The sequence below is a fragment of the Microcystis ichthyoblabe FBCC-A1114 genome (assembly GCF_050500245.1).
GTDB lineage: Bacteria > Cyanobacteriota > Cyanobacteriia > Cyanobacteriales > Microcystaceae > Microcystis > Microcystis ichthyoblabe_A.
Genome location: NZ_CP191408.1, coordinates 3,274,076 through 3,290,432 on the forward strand (window position 1 = coordinate 3,274,076; position 16,357 = coordinate 3,290,432).

Consider the following 16,357-nt stretch of genomic DNA (forward strand, 5'->3'; position numbering starts at 1 on the left):
GAAAGATTGATCAGCGGGGAAAATTAGGAAAATCGATAATTTATCCTAATCTTCCTTGAAAAAACTAGGCTTCTATCGCATTTAAGGCTTTTTCTACTCGTTTAAAGTCAAAACCCATCGCGCGTAAAGCGTGCCAGAGATGACCTTGTAAAAAGAAGAAAGCGAGGAAAAAGTGGGCATTAGCCAACCAACAGCGCGCCGTATGTACTCCAAAGGGCAATTTCACCGTGTCGGCAAAGTAGGGAGCAATTCCTAACTTCACTTCTAAAATTGGCCCGTAAAATTCGACTGGATAAGCGAGGGTATTTACCCCACAGAAATAGGCGGCCACGAAACCAGCTAGGGCAATTCCGCCCAAAGAATAGGATAAAATGGCTTCTCCAGAGAAAATCAGCACATTTCTCGCCCATTTGAGCGGGGGAACGATAATATGCCAGATACCGCCCCCAATTAACATTAAACCGACGTAGATATGACCACCGACTAAATCTTCGAGATTGTCCACAGTAGCGAAGTGGGTTTGATAGCCATAGATAACCCAAGGATCGAGGGTTGGTTCACTAACGACTCGGACAGCGCCGATAGTTGCGTCGTATAATCCCCCCCAGTACATAGCTTTGGCCACTAATAATAATGCAGCTATACCTAAAAAGAGCAGGTGATGACCGAGAATAACTCCTAATTGTCGGGGTTCACTCCAATCGAAATGGAATTTTTTCCCCAGACCAGAGGAATCTTTCAGGGTTTCTGGGACTCTTAACAGGTGAAATAAGGCTCCTGCTCCCAAAACTGCCGAAGAAATCAGATGAATTGAGCCAATCACGAAAAAGGGATAGATATCGATGATTTGCCCCTTTTCTCCGACTCCAAAGCCTAAAGTGGCCAGGTGCGGCAGTAAAATTAAGCCCTGTTCTGCCATGGCTATATCGGGGCGATACTGGGAAATTTCAAATAAGGTGAAGGCTCCTGCCCAAAAAGCGATTAAAGCAGCTTGGGCAACGTGGGCAACGATAAATAAGCCTGATTTATCGGCAAAACGGGCATTTCCTGCCCACCAGTCGTACTTGATCTGAGGATTGTCGTAGGTCTGCATGGCATCTTTTAACGAAAATAGAACCAAGCTTATTGATAATAATATGCAATAAGCTTTAAGTCTTAGTCTAGAATAATTCTCAATAAAGTCAAGTTAAGAATTGTTACAGTTGCTCGGTATCCTTTGATACATTAGTATTTTTAGCCGGTTTAGCCTTTGAAAATCAAGGCTTTTCAGCATGAATCTTGGATCGCAGCTAGAGTAATCTTCTCAAATAATTGAGAATAATTATTAATTAATTTTTTCTAAAAAAGGCCTAGAATAGGGTCAGGCAGAATGATCCGAGGCTGTGAGGCAGGAGTTTCAGGCTTTGTTGCCCCCTTTTCTTGTACCAGTTTATGTACTGCAAGAAGGATAATGCAAGGTTTTTGAAGGTTCCAATCCCATTTTCGCAGCATGAACATCGGATTTTAACAGGTCAAAAGCCTTATCTAAAAAGGGTTTTACCATTATTCAGCAAACCCTAATTACTTCCTCAGCAGTTCTTCGGCATTTTGCAGGATTTCGAGGACTTGTTCGGCACTAATCAAGCGTTTTAGCACCACTTGCCCGATAGTGGGGACAGCATCGGCAATTTCTGCACTCTTGGGGGCAACTTCCACCATAATCACAGCTTCTTCCACCTTATAAAGCCATAAAACCGGTTCTCCCTCTAAAATACCGATATTTAATCGCTCTATCTGTGGTGGTCGTCGCCAACTACTCGCATTGTCCCACAAACCACCAAATTCCCACACCCGTCCTATTGTCCAACCTGCCGTTAAGAAAAAATATTTCACTTTGTTACTCAATCTAGAATCAATCTCTAGCTTTCTGGCTTAATTGGTTTTCAGCCGTCAAATTTTATCAAAAAACTGCTAACGTCCCGTTAATTTCACCACCCCAATGCCCCCAAAGTATAGACCCAAGACCGCCCCTGCTAACAGGGATTGGGTGAGAGGATCTGTGGAAGGGGTTAAAATCGCGCCTAAAATCACCGCACCTAAAACCACGAAACGCCAACCCGATAACATCGTTTGCGAGGAAATAATGCCCAAAAAGCTCAAAATCAATTGAATAACGGGAATTTGAAAGGCGATGCCAGTACTAAACAGCAAAAGTAAGACAAATTCAAAATAGCGCTCGATCGACCAAGCTTGTTCAACCACTTCCGCCCCATAACTGACAAAAAAGTTTAAAGCGGCGGGAATCAGGGCAATATAGGCAAAAAATAAACCAGCAAAAAATAAAACACTCGAACCTAACACTACCGGGACAATTAAACGCCGTTCGCGACGGGTTAACCCCGGCAGCACAAAGAGGATAATTTGCAAGAGAATGACGGGACTAGCCACCAGTATGCCGCTATATCCAGCTACTTTTAGGGAGACGAAAAAAAATTCTCCCGGGGCCAACTGCAAAAATTTTACCCCTTGGGCGGGAACTTCCAGCACTTGTACTAGGGGTTTAACGAAGATAAAACATCCCACCGCACCCACAGCCACGGCAATTAAACTATAAAAAATCCGGCGCCGCAACTCCTCCAAGTGGTCAAATAAGGACATTTCCACTTCTCCGGGTAACTCATCGAGGAATTCGGTACTGTCTGGGGGTGGGGTTTTTACTTCTGTCGATGACATGGCTTTCGATCGTTCTCTACTCAAGCCTTTATCCTAGCATTGATAACCCTTAGCTATTAGCCGTCAGCTATCAGAATCATTCCAACATCGTCGGGTTTGCTCGGTGACAGGTTGCCAATCGAGTTTGAATTAAGTGGAAAATTCTCCCTGATAGCGATCGCACTATTCTCAGGGTTCAGGTGGAATCTGTAACTGCAAGTCTTCAATCAGTGACGGGATTTCAGCCTGAACCACATCCCATACAATATTGAGGTTGACATCATCATATTCATGTACTAACCGATTTCTCATTCCATTGATTTCTTGCCAAGCAATGTTGGGAAAGGTCTGGCGGGTTGTTTCGGAAACTCGTCTGGCTGCTTCGGCAATCACCAATAGCCGTCGAATGACTGAATCTTGAAGCTGCACATTGGCAACGAACTCAGCTTTTGAGCATTGAGCCGTGTAGGTTATGATCAGTTCTGCGGATTGCAGTATATCAAGCAGGAATTGAAGATCCCGTTGCATAAATCACCTGGGCAGAGGAAAGAATTTCGTGGCGACGTAAATAGTTACGGCTAGTTTCAATACCTTGACGGGTAATCAGATCAATGTCTCGGTCAAACATAGTTTTTAATTCTGCTTCCATCTGATCGAGGCTGCTGAAGGTGGGGTGTGCCTCTGGGTGAAACTGCACCATAATATCAATATCGCTGTCGGGGCGAAAGTCATCGCGCAGGACAGAGCCGAAAAGGGCAAATTCCATCACTTGCCAGCGTTGGCAGAAATCAGCAATTTTTTCTGTCGGCAGATCGATGGCAACGCTAGACATCTTCAGTTCTCCTCCTTGGGTTTCAGCTTGAAGACCGGGGTTGGATGCCCGATTCCAGCATAACAACCACTTGTGAAATACGATCAATTGGTTCTGGACAGCGCTGCAAAAGTCGCGCAATTTCAAGGACTGGGCGCAACAAGCCACTGGGCGGTTTTTCTTGTTTGAGGATGCGCCGGAGATTGGCAATGCCTGGTTCTGCTTGACCGAGAGCAACCGTATAAAGAGTACGATAGAGCCGCTCAAATTGACCATATTCTCCGTAAAGCTGCAAACCTTGCTCCCAGGTGGCTCTGGCGGCAGTCAAATCTCCGCGCATTGCCTGGAGTAACCCCATACTTAAAATTCCGTTGCCGTAGTAGGGGTTGATTTGGAGGGCAGTAGTGAAGTTTGGCTCGGCACGATCGAGATCTCCTTGTAATAAAAAAAGAATACCAAGATTCCTGTATGGCAGTGAATATCTCGGATTAAGTTCGATCACCGTCTGAAAGGATGTGATTGCATCCTCCCACTGCTCTAATTCACGATACAGGCATCCCAGATCATTATGCGGTCTTCCATTGGTAGCATCGATCACCATCGCTTGTTGATAAGCTGCCATTGCCTCTTGATAACGCCCAAGATCGTGGTGTACCATGCCTAAATTATTATGGGTGATACTGTTGAATTGGGATTTAGAATCAATAGCGATCGCCCGTTTGTAGGTCGCAATGGCTGATTCGTATTGCCCCCTATCGTGATAGGTCCGGCCCAATCTTTGCAGGTGAGAGATCGCCACCAGCGAGTTTCCTGCAAGCTCGATCGCACGGTTACAGGCAGCAATGGCTTCATCGTAGCGCCCCGCTTCTCGATAGGCATTCCCCAGGGCATTGTATGCCCAATGAGTCTTCGGTTCTTTCTCAATCCACTGCTGGCCACAGGCGATCGCCTCATCATACCGCTTGAGGATTGTGTAAGCAATCAATAAATTAAATTGAGAAAACAAGGTAGTGCTAGTATTCAGCTTCAGATAGACTGCGATCGCCTCTTCGTAGCGATTTTGCCAGTAGTAGAGATCGCCCAAATTGTTAACTAAAATCTTTAAACTGGTAAGATCGGAAAGTTCAACCGCTGCAATACCCTGAGCAATTGCCCTTCTAACGCTGCTGTTTTTATGATTCAGTGCCCGTTCTTCCAGCCAAGCTTTCACCTCGGCACTGTCGTTCCAGAGCGTGATCGTTTTTTGGGTGATTGGTTGAGGCTCTTTATCCTCTTCGACTGCTGTTTTGAGCTTGTGCAGCAGTTGTTCGGAAACAGAGGGAATCTTGGTTTTGCCACTGATCTCGGCGTAGCAATCGGCTGCGAGCAGGAGAAGGGAAACACTGTCGTTATCTGTTTGAATATCAATCAAATAGGAAACGATCGCTCCAGCAAACTCCGCGTCAATTTTTTCATTGCCAATAATCAATCGCAATACCTCGTGCCAGGATTTGTCCTGCCAGTGGCTCTCAAATACTTCTCTTTGTAGTTGTTCTAGGGTTAATCCCCCTTCAGTTCCTCGCTTGCTAAAGCGATCGGCAAATTCGGTTGCACAAAAATATTCCAGAAAGGTGCGATGAACAAAACCGAAATAGTCATTGCCAACATGACAAATAATAAAATCTCGTTGACGTAATTGGTCAATCAGTTTTCCCGCAACCTTCAACGGATTGGGTATCTCCCGCGACCTCAGATAAGCAGTCAATTCTGCATCCAGTGCATCGCGATGGATAAGATTTCCTTTTAAACCCTCTTGGCTAGACTGCATATAAAAGGCAACGCGGCGCAGCATAGCTTGTTTAGCCCGCAAATCGACATCATCTAGAGTCAACTGCATTTTCTTGTAGTCAATGTCCCAGTGGTGCAGCAATACCTTGGAGGATTCCTCATACAGGTCTGCTCGCTTGCGGGGTAGCTCTTGCTTGCGGTTGAGAATCGCCATCATCGTCAACAATAAGGGGTTTCCTGCCAGTTCTCGAATGGCGGTCGAGTCTTTAATCGCTGTTTGTAGTCGTTTGCGGATCTCTGAGCGCTCGTGGTCAGTCTCATCCACCAAGGCTAACCGATGCCATTTCTGCACAAAATCCCGAATCTGCGAATCATTCAAATCTTCTAGGGTGAAATGTCGAAACTCCGCATTTTCCAGCCTTCCTGAGTTGTAGCCAATAATCCGCGAGGTGACAATCACACGCGCACGCTTATATTTGTTGGTAAAGGCAATAATCTCTGTAATTACCCCATCGCGAATATGAGCATCGAAAATCTCATCCAGACCGTCAAACATCACCAGCGCATTGCCCAATTCCAACTGCTCATGTAACTGCAATTGATTCAACTCGCAAATTTTGCGCTTACCCTGATGAAAAAACTCCAGAAAATCCTTGGGCTTATTTTCATCCGTCACATACTGGCGCAACTCAATCAGTAATGGAATTTGAGCCGTCGGGTTTTCTGCCCAATCCAAGGCCAGATACTGCAACAACGAGGATTTTCCTGCTCCCGGATCACCCAGAATCACCGCGTAGGGACAATCGGGATCGCGCAAAATCTCCAGCACTGGATGCACAGGTTTTTCCAGAAATAATTGCCTGTACTGCTCCCATTCGTCAGGGGAAACATTCTCAGGCTTTTGCTGTGATCTTTTGGGGAATTCATACCTTGATGGCGGTAATGCTTCCCGCACATTCTGTGGTACAAAAATACTCCACAATCTGACTTTGTATTGGCTATAGGTGATATCAACGGCATTCAGTTTCAATCGATCATAGGTTTCGCGCAGACTTTCGCAATAGCGCTCCAGATCGAAATCTGGCACCACACCAGCTAACTGCTGCGTCGTCTGATTTATGTCAACCAGTTGCTTAGTGGCAAATAACTCCTTTAACTCCTGAGACTCACCAATCATGTCCTCAACGCGGTTTAAATAAACCCGTCCAATTTTCCCCCAGCTAAACTCTTCGGGAAGATCTGGCAATTGCATCTCAGACCAGGCTGCTTTCAAGCTTGTGCCATCCAGTGCTTGACATCCCGGCTCAAATGCCTTTGACAACCAGGATTTGACCGCTTTATGGCGAATAAATTTTTGCAAAGCAGGATTGTACTTTTGCAGGTCTGCTTTTCTCATACCGGATGCTTCTAATTCTTGTTGCACTAGGTAGAGAAACTGAGCGATCGCTTTTCCCATTACTACAGCAAGTGCATCCTTCTGGAATCGCCTAATACCAGACTTGAGAGAATCCTTGAAAAAATCTTTGACAAAGTCTTCTCCCGCTCCTTTTGTCAGATCCCCCAAGACCGTTCCCAGGTTTTCAAGCACTGCTCCAAAGGCGAATCCTGCTAACTGTTTTGCTCCCCATAGCACTAGCCATTCCATCTAGTTTTTCCCTCTAAAAAAGCACTAAAAACCAAACTTCGATCTTATGCAACCACAGCCCCTACAGGTCTTGCATCAATCTTAAGGGGCGAATATTTTTTGGCCTAACTACATATTATGGGTCAACTTTCTGCATAATACTCTATTTAGGCGTGATCACAAGAAGTTTTCCCCATATCACGCCCAAAAGCTTGTTAGCCAGATTAGCATATTGCCAAAAACCTTGTTTAACTAAATTCCTGACAACAAGCTAAAATAACAGGAGTTTTCCGGGATTCTAGGAAGATAGAAACTAAGCACATCAAAGCTTTTAACTTAACCAATTAGGTTTTAGATTCGTCCCTTGTTATCAGATGTGAGTTTTCAGGCTCTTCTAGGTTCTGTGTGATAAGTTTAACTTACAATCAATATGATCGATCGATCTTTGTGTCCTTTGTGTCTTTGTGGTTCGTTCCACCCCCTCGCTAGGAGGAATGTATCTTAGAATACATTTTACCCACCAAACCTGGGAGATCCGCTAAAAGTAAGACGCAGCGAAAAAATGCCAAACAACCCTTTTAAAATGTCAGTGAGTCAGCCTTAGAGCGCCTTAGAGGAGAGCATCTCACCTTTGTAACCCATATTCCGTACTGGTTAAGAGGAGGTAAAAAATAAACTCAGAAATAGCGACGGAATAGCTACAATCAAATCAACCAGTCACTCACCTGACAATGACTCAACTAACCGTTAAAAATCCCGACCATTTAGGCATCATCGCCGCTATCATTGATGAGCTAGGTATTGTGGACTATATGAATCAACAACTTGGAGAAAAAGACACCACCCACTCACTTAGGAAATCACCATGGAACTTTATCAACGAATAGCCGATTTTTATGATTCCTCTAGTGGACTATGGGAAAGGATTTGGGGCGAACATATGCACCATGGTTACTACGGTCGCGGCGGCAAGATTAAACTCGATCGCCGTCAGGCACAAATTGATTTAATAGAAGAATTATTAACTTGGGGTGGTGTCACCGGCGCTAATCAGATTCTCGATGTCGGTTGTGGTATTGGTGGCAGTAGTCTTTATCTGGCCGAAAAATTTCACAGCCAAGGAGTGGGGATTACCTTATCCCCGGTACAAGCCGCTAGAGCCAGCCAAAGAGCGCAAGAGTTCAATTTAGAAGAACAAGTGAGTTTTTGCGTGGCTGATGCCCTAAAAACCCCCTTTCCTGAGAATAATTTTGATCTGGTCTGGTCTTTGGAAAGTGGCGAACATATGCCCGATAAAAGGCAATTTCTGCGGGAATGTTATCGGGTTTTGCAGCCCGGGGGGACTTTTTTGATGGCTACTTGGTGTCATCGTCCCACCACTTCCCTGGCCGGTAATTTAACGGAAGGAGAGATTAAACTATTAAACGAGATTTATCAGGTTTATTGTCTGCCCTATGTGATTTCTTTGCCAGAATACGCCGATATTGCCCGTGACATTGGCTTTAAAGACCTAAAAACCGATGATTGGTCTCTATCGGTGGCCGCTTTTTGGGATGTGGTGATTGATTCGGCCCTAACCCCAGATGCGATCGCAGGTTTGTTAGCCAGCGGTTACACTACTATCCAAGGGGCTTTATCTTTAGGGTTAATGCGGCGCGGTTACGAGTCGGGTTTAATTCGTTTTGGCTTACTGCAAGGGAAAAAATAAAGGCTGATCTCTCCATTTCTTTTTAACAAAACTTAACAATTATTGGCAAAATTTTGCTTGCTTTTCTGGGGAGATTTTGAGATAATATTTCTAAAAGATTTTATTCATAATGGAAATACTGACAATTATCTAAATTGGCACAGATTCCCATTATAAAAAAAGCATAACGCAAACCGCCGCCTAAGTCAAGCCCTTTCCCATACTTATGGGTGCGAATTTCCAGAAATCAAAAAAAAGGCTTTGGTGGGGGGCAGTGATCAGGTAGAACTGGGGAACGAGATAATCTTCAAGCAAGATTCTGTATTTCTAAAATTCTACACTTAGGTTTTCCTAAAATGGCTCAGGGCAGATTTGAACTGCCGACCTTGGGCTTATGAGTCCCCTGCTCTGACCAACTGAGCTACTAAGCCGTTGTTTACACAGTTATTAATCATAACACATAATCACCCAATTGCACAAGAGCAAAAAAGGGAAGATTTTTTCTTCCCTTTGGGGCATCTTTAACGTCTGCCTGGCAGGAAAGCCATAGGATTAACTGCTCCCCGGCCGGAGGGGTGAACCTCGAAATGTAGGTGGGGGCCGGTGCTAAAGCCACTGCTGCCCATCTGGGCGATCGGCTCGCCTTGCTGAACAGTTTGGCCGCGACGCACCAGCAGACGGCTGTTATGGGCATAGAGAGTGGTGCTACCATCGGGGTGACGAAGTTTCACCAGATTGCCATAACCGCCAGAATTCCAGCCGGAGGAGATTACTTCACCGGCTGCTGCCGCCACAATCGGAGTCCCCACTGGACCGGCGATATCGATGCCGCGATGAGGTCTGCCCCAGCGCCAACCGAAACCAGAGGTTAACACACCTCTAGTGGGCCAAATAAAGCCGGTAAAAATCGGGGCGGGGTTAGGTAAATGCTCATCGGGATTAGTGAGGGGAGGAAGGGAAGGTTCTACGGTTTCGCCGACGGGAATTCGGAGGCGGTCATTATATTCTTCCACATTGGTAGGAGCCGAACCGATAATCTGTGGGGGGGTGCTTTGGTTGGAACGCGAACGAATGGCAGTCCATTGGGGATTAGGGGTTATTTGCGGCTCATCGAGGGTTTCTGCGGGATTATCGACGGGAATAGCGATACTTTTCTGGGTTTCCGAAAGGTTAGTTTCCCGCAGATTAGCCACCTCTTGGCGCAATCTTTCCCGATAGCTGCCGGTGATATTTTCGGGGAATTCTTCCGTCCCCGTGGTGGCAGTTTCCGCGGGCGGATTTTGTCGATTGCTGGGGTTAAAGGACAACCTAGGGCGATCGCCAACCAAGGGGGTAAGATTTTGATTAACTCTAGCGTTGGCAGAGCGATCGGGAACCACTAGGGTTTGATTAACTTTAATCCGGTTGGGGTTGTCAATGCCGTTTTCCCTAGCTAATTCGGCGGGGGTGATGCCGAGAGCGCGAGCGATCGTGTTTAAGGTATCTCCTGGCCGAACCCGATAAACTTGGTTTTCTGGGGGAACTATGACCCGAGGATTGGGAACGGCGGGAATTTCAGTCACAGGAGCCGGATTTCGTAGGGCAACGCTAGGAATTTCCGGTCTGCTGGTTAAGGGAGGATTAAGGGGAATTGTGGCTATCGGGCGATCGCTTTCAGGGGTGGGAACGGGAATCGGGATCACCTGGCTGGTTGGTCGGGGGGATTCTTCGGGAGCAATAACGGGAATCTCGACGCTAGTTGGCGAATTATCGGGAACGAGAGCGGTAGTTTCGGTGACGATTACCGTTTCCCCGGAATTGGACTGATGGGGGTTTTCCTCGGTTCGCAAGGCGGCCAAACTTTCTTGGAGACGTTGACGGGTTTGACGGAGACTAGCAGAGGAACTATCCAACTGCTCAGGAGTTGCTGCCGGGGCTGCCGGGGGCAACTGCTCAGGAGTGGGAATTTTTAAGGTTTGTCCGATAATCAAATCGGATTGGGGGGAGAGATTATTGCGGGCAGCGATCACTGTGGGGGTGGTTTGATAGCTGTCGGCTAAACTCCACAGGGATTCTCCCGGTTTTACCTGATGCTCAACCACTGATGTGGCGATGAATTTGACGGTGGCGAGTGCTTGGGATTGGATTATTTGCGGTTCTTTTAGTTCTTTACCCGCAGCTTTGGCTTTTTGGGCCAGGTCAATCACTTCCCATTCTAAGGGTACAGAATTGGCGGCCTGGGCTGATTCTGAGGTGGAGTTGAGAATGCTAGGTACTCCCAGAGAGAGTGCTAATCCCAGTAGAGCAACTGAGTAACGGACTCGGTTAGACTCAGCGGTGCAATTCTGTTCTGGGGTAGCAGATGTCATGGGGTTGTGGATAAAAGTCTCTTTCAAACAGACCTCCTGTGGTGTAAAGAGTTAGCTAGAGCCAGTGGATTAAGCCGATGGGTCTAGCTTTCAGCATTAGCCTTGAGGCTAGAGTAGAAGTTAAGCAACTTTACTTTTTAGTCAAAATACCTAAAGGTGACTTTTAGGTGAGATTAACTTAGATTTTGAAATTATGCAAGTCTATCTCTGACCATTAGCACCGGGATCACGGCAAGTTGGTGACATTTTGAATGTCCAGATTGACGATGCTCTATCTCAGATGTTCCAAGCTGATCAGCATTTTTCGTCCTGCCAATTTTTGCCAGTTTTTTGATAGAAAATTTTTATCGGTTTTGCCGTTTACTAAAGAAATTATTAATGATTCGCCGCTCGCAAGGAGCAATGATGGCTATTGGGGGGGGCAATAATTAGGGTTTGCCCAAAAAGTTTTTCGTGGGGTGTGGGGTGTGGGGTGTGGGGTGTGGGGTTTTACCGAGAACAATACGGGGCGTTGATGTCAAAACAAATACAGCCTAACGCCTACCGGCTCTTCATAGAAATTCCCCAAGCTAGAGAAAATTATTGGGATGAGCCTCAAAGATATTATTGATGCGTTACCTGCGGGTTTTTGCACCCGACAAGAGCGGTGATCGTACTATCCTTATAGTTGGTATCCTAATGTTATCAACACAACATCTTCTAGTTGAGCTATTGTTTCAGTCCTAAGTAGTCCTAACCGCTGAATTAAACGGGTCTTATCTAACACTCTAATTTGAAAACAAAGTGCGACTGAATCCTGCGATAACCCGCCATCTCCCTGTCTAATCAACATACAGATTGGTAATAAAGCACGGCGTTGGTTTGTCGTTAGGGGAATAGCAATGGTTGTTGTGGAAAATTGAGAAACAATATCATTTTGAAAAATAATGATGGGACGAATACCTGCCTGCTCAGAACCTTGAGCAGGATTGAGGTTTGCTAACCAAACTTCCCCACGTTTAAGCTGTTCAGTCATTGATGATCTTCCTGAGCAAGCATCACTGCATAATCATCCATTCCAGCTTCGGCAAAGATACGGTCTTCCTCGGCGAAATCAGTCGCAAGGGAAACAAGTTGACTAGGATCGAGAATGATCCGGCGGCGTTTATCTTGGAACTTGAGAAAGGCAATGAAGTCAGCAACTTGCTGAAGTTGATCATTAGTTAGTTGGTCAAGGTCTTGCTTAAGAGCTTGGCGAGTGACTGGCATAGCAGCGAGTTAGAAGATTGTAAGCTTTTAATTTATTTTACCTTTTTCGTCCCTGAAACTGAACCTCTCTATTTTAACTTAAGCGATCGCATTTTCAGAAATTCATAGTTCTAGAGTAGCCCAAGTCAAAAAAGCCAAACATCTTCAACTTTTGATAACTGCTCTGAGTCCAGTTCACCTAATACCAATCGATTTTAGTTTTGATCCCCCCTGCCCCCCTTGATAAGGGGGGTTTGATCCCCCCTGCCCCCCTTGATAAGGGGGGTTTGATCCCCCCTGCCCCCCTTGATAAGGGGGGTTTGATCCCCCCTTACTCCCCCCTTGATAAGGGGGGTTTGATCCCCCCTGCCCCCCTTGATAAGGGGGGTTTGATCCCCCCTGCCCCCCTTGATAAGGGGGGTTTGATCCCCCCTTACTCCCCCCTTGATAAGGGGGGTTTGATCCCCCCTGCCCCCCTTGATAAGGGGGGAATCTGATAATTTTTAACGACTACCTACTTAACTCTAGGAAATGACAGGTTTCAATCATTTAATTAAAAAGAATACACGGCTGTTTTGATATTTTGGTAGTTATCATCTAGATCTGATTCTAGGAGAATAATCGCAGTAATTCTTCTCGTCATCTCGCTTACTTCCTGCACTTCTGCGATAGTTAATCCCCGTCCTAATAATTTTTCCTCGCGATAACTTAGCCATTTTTTAATGACTTGATAACCCCCGATAGTATATTCCCAAACCCGGGCCGGTATATTTTGCCAATAGGCTCGATCATTGAGATAAATATCATAGGTGGTCGTTCCTAATAATTTTCGCATTTCTGGGCTAATTACGCTCATTTCTGCGGTTGTATATTGTCTGGCGATCGCTTTTCCTTTACCCGGCATTGTCACACCATTTTTACCCCCATGTCCCCAACCGACGTTAATAATTAAATCCCCCTTATCTGGGTTTAAATTTCCCCCATCAGTGCAGGAAATCAAGGCGATTTTTTGCAGTGCAGGGGTCGGTTTTTTGGTGACTCCTATAACTGGGTTTTCTGTGTCTAAAAGAGAGGCGATCGCTTGTCCTAGTTGGGCAGATTTAATTAATAATTCTTGGCTATTAGGAAGGGGAATTCGTGGGAAGTCTTGACGAATACCGTCGGCATTTTCCCCAAGATACAAGGGAGAGTACCCAATCGCTAATGCGTGCAGCCAAATTAAGGAAGCATTCTCGATATTTTCATCAAGATTATTAATACCCAGTTGATTTAAGTATTGACGAGATTTTTCTGAGAGATTGGCTTTTGTTTTAACAGTTGTATAACTTTCAACATTAAATAATTTATCTTGTTTTTTTGCTTCATGTTTCGCAGAAGGATAAATTAACATGGGAAATGCAACTGCATGACCTCTCATACAATCCCTAGCAAAAAGACTTTGAGTAAATAGAAATGGAATTCCTTCTGGTTGAGCAACTCCTTTAGAACGACTTAATAAAAATAAATTTTTATATGTGTATTGTACATATAAATCTGGCCTTACTCTTTTCCAAACATTAGGGGCTAAAGTAATATAACACCATCTTGTATCATAGGGACGGAAATTATATCTTTTCAGGTTATTTTCTTTAAACGAATCTAATTGATGTGCTTTTTTTCGTACAGTTTTAGCATCAAAAGACGCACTATCTCGACTTAACCCAGTTTTTAAAGTTAAAAATTCATCCCAGTCAGTTGTTTTATCAAAATACTTTTGCATTCTTAATGATAAAATATCTTGATCATAATCTATCAGTGCATTTGCACGATCTTCATCCATACCCTGTAATGGAATAATTAATGATGAATCTTGACAAGATAAATCTGTTAACTTTGGCCATGCTAAATAGTGAGAAGAAACATCGGAGGGACGGAAAGAATAACGATTAGATTGTTCTGGGTTAGAGACTTGATAAAAAGCATCAAAATCTTGATTATTTAAACTATCTAATAACTGTTCTCGTTTAGCAACTCCCCAGAAATGGCGAAAATAGACATCAACATTTTTATTCCTTACTTCCTTTCTTACCATTAGTCCGATAGTTGTCCCGACTCGAATTCCTTCCTTATTGTATTGAGTAGAAAAAACACTAGGATCTGGATTACCTTCAGGGGTTAACTTTCCCGTTTCGCGACTATCCCCATTGAGACAATCAAACCAAAGACGATCAAATTCTTGTAAAAATCTTTGTCGCATCACCACAAAAGAAGGATCACCGAGATAGGAAAAATTAGAAATATAACAAACAACCCCTTTACCAGTATTTTCTGAAATACATCTTTCCGCTAAACGAAAAAAGCGCACATATAACTCATCCAAATTAAACTTTTTAATCCCCCAATCGGAGATTAAACCCTGTTTATACACTTCCACTAAACCTGCTTCTTCCGCGGGACTGGTTCCAGCAAAAGCATTGTAGGGAGGATTACCGAGAATAACTAAAATCGGTTTACCGCGCTTAACTTCATCGGCTGCTTCTCGTTCCTTATTTAACTCTGGAAAACTCAATTGTAGCTGTTGAATTTTCTGTTTACTTTCCTCATCGGGAGGTTGCCAACCGGTTAAAGCATTAGTCAGATAAATCCCCACCCGTTCACTATCTTCTATTAAAGGTACACCCAAACTTTGCAGGAATAAACCTAATTGTAGATGAGCGACGACAAAAGGAGCGGTTAAAATCTCGAAACCGAAAATTCTTTCTATGGCTGCTTTTTTCACCAAAGCCATGGCTAAAGCACCCGCCCCATTTTCCTGTAAAGTATCGGTAATATAGCGCAAAACCTCGACTAAATAAGCACCAGTTCCACAGCAAGGATCGAGAATATAAACATCGGGATTAGCTAAACCGTCCTCGATATTTAATTCTTCTCGTAAAACTCGATCGACTCGCGCTACCATATAGCGAACAATTTCCGGAGGAGTGTACCAAACTCCCAATTCTTTGCGTAAATCAGGATCAAAAGCTTGCAAAAATGGTTCATAGAAATACTGTACCGCTTGTCCCTCATCGAATTGACGAAAAAATTCCTCCCGTCGCACTCGATTTAAAGCTGCACCGGTCCAATTCAAAACTTCTACTAATCCCAAAGACTTTAACTTACTCGGTGCGGCGATCTGCTCGAATAGGATCGCTAACATGGGAACATGGAGATGGTGGGCTGCGGATTTCCAATCGAACTTATCCTCTTTATCCTCGCGATTGAGGTTTTGCTTGTGCCATAATACCCAAGCAGAAAATAAACCATAAAAGAGGGTTTGCACGAGGGTAGAACGAAAAAATTTATTCCCCTGTTCCCGTTCAAATTTGATACCGAGGGCATTTTCTAAAGCTTGACGAATATTGGCCAGAGCGGGAAGATCGGAATGATGTTCTAAGCGTGCTTTTGCGTCCCGCGCATAGGAAGCAAGAAACCAAGCAACATCGGCCGGTGAGGTGATAGGAGCCGCCTGTAAAAGCACTCTCTTTAGGTATTCTAAGAGGCTATCACCGTGTTCGGCGGCAAATTTGGATGGATTTGAGGTTTTTAGCCAAAACTCGGCTTCTGACGGGGCTAAACTATAGGCTTCTAATTCTACCGGTTGACCTTGGCTATTGCGACCGATGAGCAGAAAATCGCGATAATTGCTGACTAATACTTGACCGTATTTTTGCCAGTATTTTTGTACTTGTTCGCTGGCGGCGATTTTTTTGATATCTTCTTTGGTTCCCTTAATCTCGATCGCACCTCTTTCGGGAAAAATCGCCGTAAAAGGTTCTAATTCTTGATTTTTGGGGAATTGATCGACGTTAAAAAGTCCCCCGTCCGGCAATCCCGCACCCTGATTTCTGAGGTTGATAATGCAGCGCACTCGCGGTTTTAGGGTTTTACCGATTTCGTTGAGGAGAGTTTCAAGAGTGCCGTAGTAAGAGGTTTCTTTTACTGCTGCTTGGGAGGAGTGGATTTCTTGCAGGTTGCGAAAATAATTGACGAGGGGATTCATTAGGAGTGTTGTAAAAATCAAAAATTGTTGTTAGGGTTAGGAGTCAGGAGTCGGTCGTCAGGAGTCAGGAGAATTAAGAATGAATAATAATTAACTAAATAGTCTATTTGCATATTTTATGCCATTTAATCCTTATTTTTGCCATTTTTGAACTCTCAAAAATTAATTATCGGTCGCAACT

Annotated in this window: 12 protein-coding genes and 1 tRNA gene; 2 read left to right on the plus strand and 11 right to left on the minus strand. The window is 44.5% G+C overall.

What is annotated here, in order from left to right; genetic code table 11:
- Positions 1-64 precede the first annotated feature (64 nt).
- From ACQY1Y_RS15850 to ACQY1Y_RS15875, 6 genes are all read right to left on the minus strand, one after another.
- A complete protein-coding gene (locus tag ACQY1Y_RS15850) occupies positions 65-1,093 on the minus strand; it encodes a chlorophyll a/b binding light-harvesting protein (RefSeq protein ID WP_103112113.1) in 1,029 nt (342 codons plus the stop codon).
- A gap of 467 nt (positions 1,094-1,560) precedes the next feature.
- Entirely contained in the window at positions 1,561-1,872 is a 312-nt protein-coding gene (locus ACQY1Y_RS15855; RefSeq protein ID WP_430013117.1) for a hypothetical protein, read from the minus strand.
- A gap of 78 nt (positions 1,873-1,950) precedes the next feature.
- Positions 1,951-2,712 carry a twin-arginine translocase subunit TatC gene (tatC, locus tag ACQY1Y_RS15860; protein WP_002737652.1) on the minus strand — a complete coding sequence of 254 codons (762 nt, stop codon included), beginning with the start codon at positions 2,710-2,712 and terminating at the stop codon, positions 1,951-1,953.
- 168 nt (positions 2,713-2,880) lie between these two features.
- Complete coding sequence (locus ACQY1Y_RS15865) at positions 2,881-3,219, minus strand: HepT-like ribonuclease domain-containing protein (protein ID WP_149106453.1); 339 nt, start codon at positions 3,217-3,219, stop codon at positions 2,881-2,883.
- The gene (locus ACQY1Y_RS15870; RefSeq protein WP_002795251.1) at positions 3,191-3,523 is read right to left on the minus strand and encodes a nucleotidyltransferase family protein; all 333 of its coding nucleotides are present in this window, start codon (positions 3,521-3,523) and stop codon (positions 3,191-3,193) included. The genes ACQY1Y_RS15865 and ACQY1Y_RS15870 overlap by 29 nt, the downstream gene beginning before the upstream one ends.
- A 22-nt stretch (positions 3,524-3,545) precedes the next feature.
- Positions 3,546-6,914, minus strand: a complete 3,369-nt coding sequence (locus ACQY1Y_RS15875; RefSeq protein WP_430013118.1) for a tetratricopeptide repeat protein — start codon at positions 6,912-6,914, stop codon at positions 3,546-3,548.
- A gap of 710 nt (positions 6,915-7,624) precedes the next feature.
- Between ACQY1Y_RS15875 and ACQY1Y_RS15880 the strand changes: the two genes are divergently transcribed.
- Together ACQY1Y_RS15880 and ACQY1Y_RS15885 are read left to right on the plus strand one after the other, a co-directional pair.
- The gene (locus tag ACQY1Y_RS15880; RefSeq protein WP_002742273.1) at positions 7,625-7,780 is read left to right on the plus strand and encodes a DUF4277 domain-containing protein; all 156 of its coding nucleotides are present in this window, start codon (positions 7,625-7,627) and stop codon (positions 7,778-7,780) included.
- Positions 7,759-8,601 (plus strand): methyltransferase domain-containing protein, encoded by an 843-nt coding sequence (locus ACQY1Y_RS15885; protein WP_430013119.1) that lies wholly within the window; start codon positions 7,759-7,761, stop codon positions 8,599-8,601. Before ACQY1Y_RS15880 ends, ACQY1Y_RS15885 begins: the two co-directional genes overlap by 22 nt.
- A 336-nt stretch (positions 8,602-8,937) precedes the next feature.
- Here the strand turns inward: ACQY1Y_RS15885 and ACQY1Y_RS15890 are convergent.
- The 5 genes from ACQY1Y_RS15890 to ACQY1Y_RS15910 form a co-directional block, all read right to left on the minus strand.
- Positions 8,938-9,011: transfer RNA gene (locus ACQY1Y_RS15890), tRNA-Met, on the minus strand.
- 90 nt (positions 9,012-9,101) lie between these two features.
- Positions 9,102-10,928, minus strand: a complete 1,827-nt coding sequence (locus ACQY1Y_RS15895; protein ID WP_430013120.1) for a peptidoglycan DD-metalloendopeptidase family protein — start codon at positions 10,926-10,928, stop codon at positions 9,102-9,104.
- A 661-nt stretch (positions 10,929-11,589) separates the two neighbouring features.
- Positions 11,590-11,943 carry a type II toxin-antitoxin system PemK/MazF family toxin gene (locus tag ACQY1Y_RS15900; RefSeq protein ID WP_002735534.1) on the minus strand — a complete coding sequence of 118 codons (354 nt, stop codon included), beginning with the start codon at positions 11,941-11,943 and terminating at the stop codon, positions 11,590-11,592.
- Positions 11,940-12,176 carry a hypothetical protein gene (locus ACQY1Y_RS15905; protein ID WP_002737182.1) on the minus strand — a complete coding sequence of 79 codons (237 nt, stop codon included), beginning with the start codon at positions 12,174-12,176 and terminating at the stop codon, positions 11,940-11,942. Before ACQY1Y_RS15905 ends, ACQY1Y_RS15900 begins: the two co-directional genes overlap by 4 nt.
- A 532-nt stretch (positions 12,177-12,708) precedes the next feature.
- A complete protein-coding gene (locus ACQY1Y_RS15910; protein ID WP_430013121.1) occupies positions 12,709-16,176 on the minus strand; it encodes a type ISP restriction/modification enzyme in 3,468 nt (1,155 codons plus the stop codon).
- Positions 16,177-16,357: the final 181 nt, after the last annotated feature.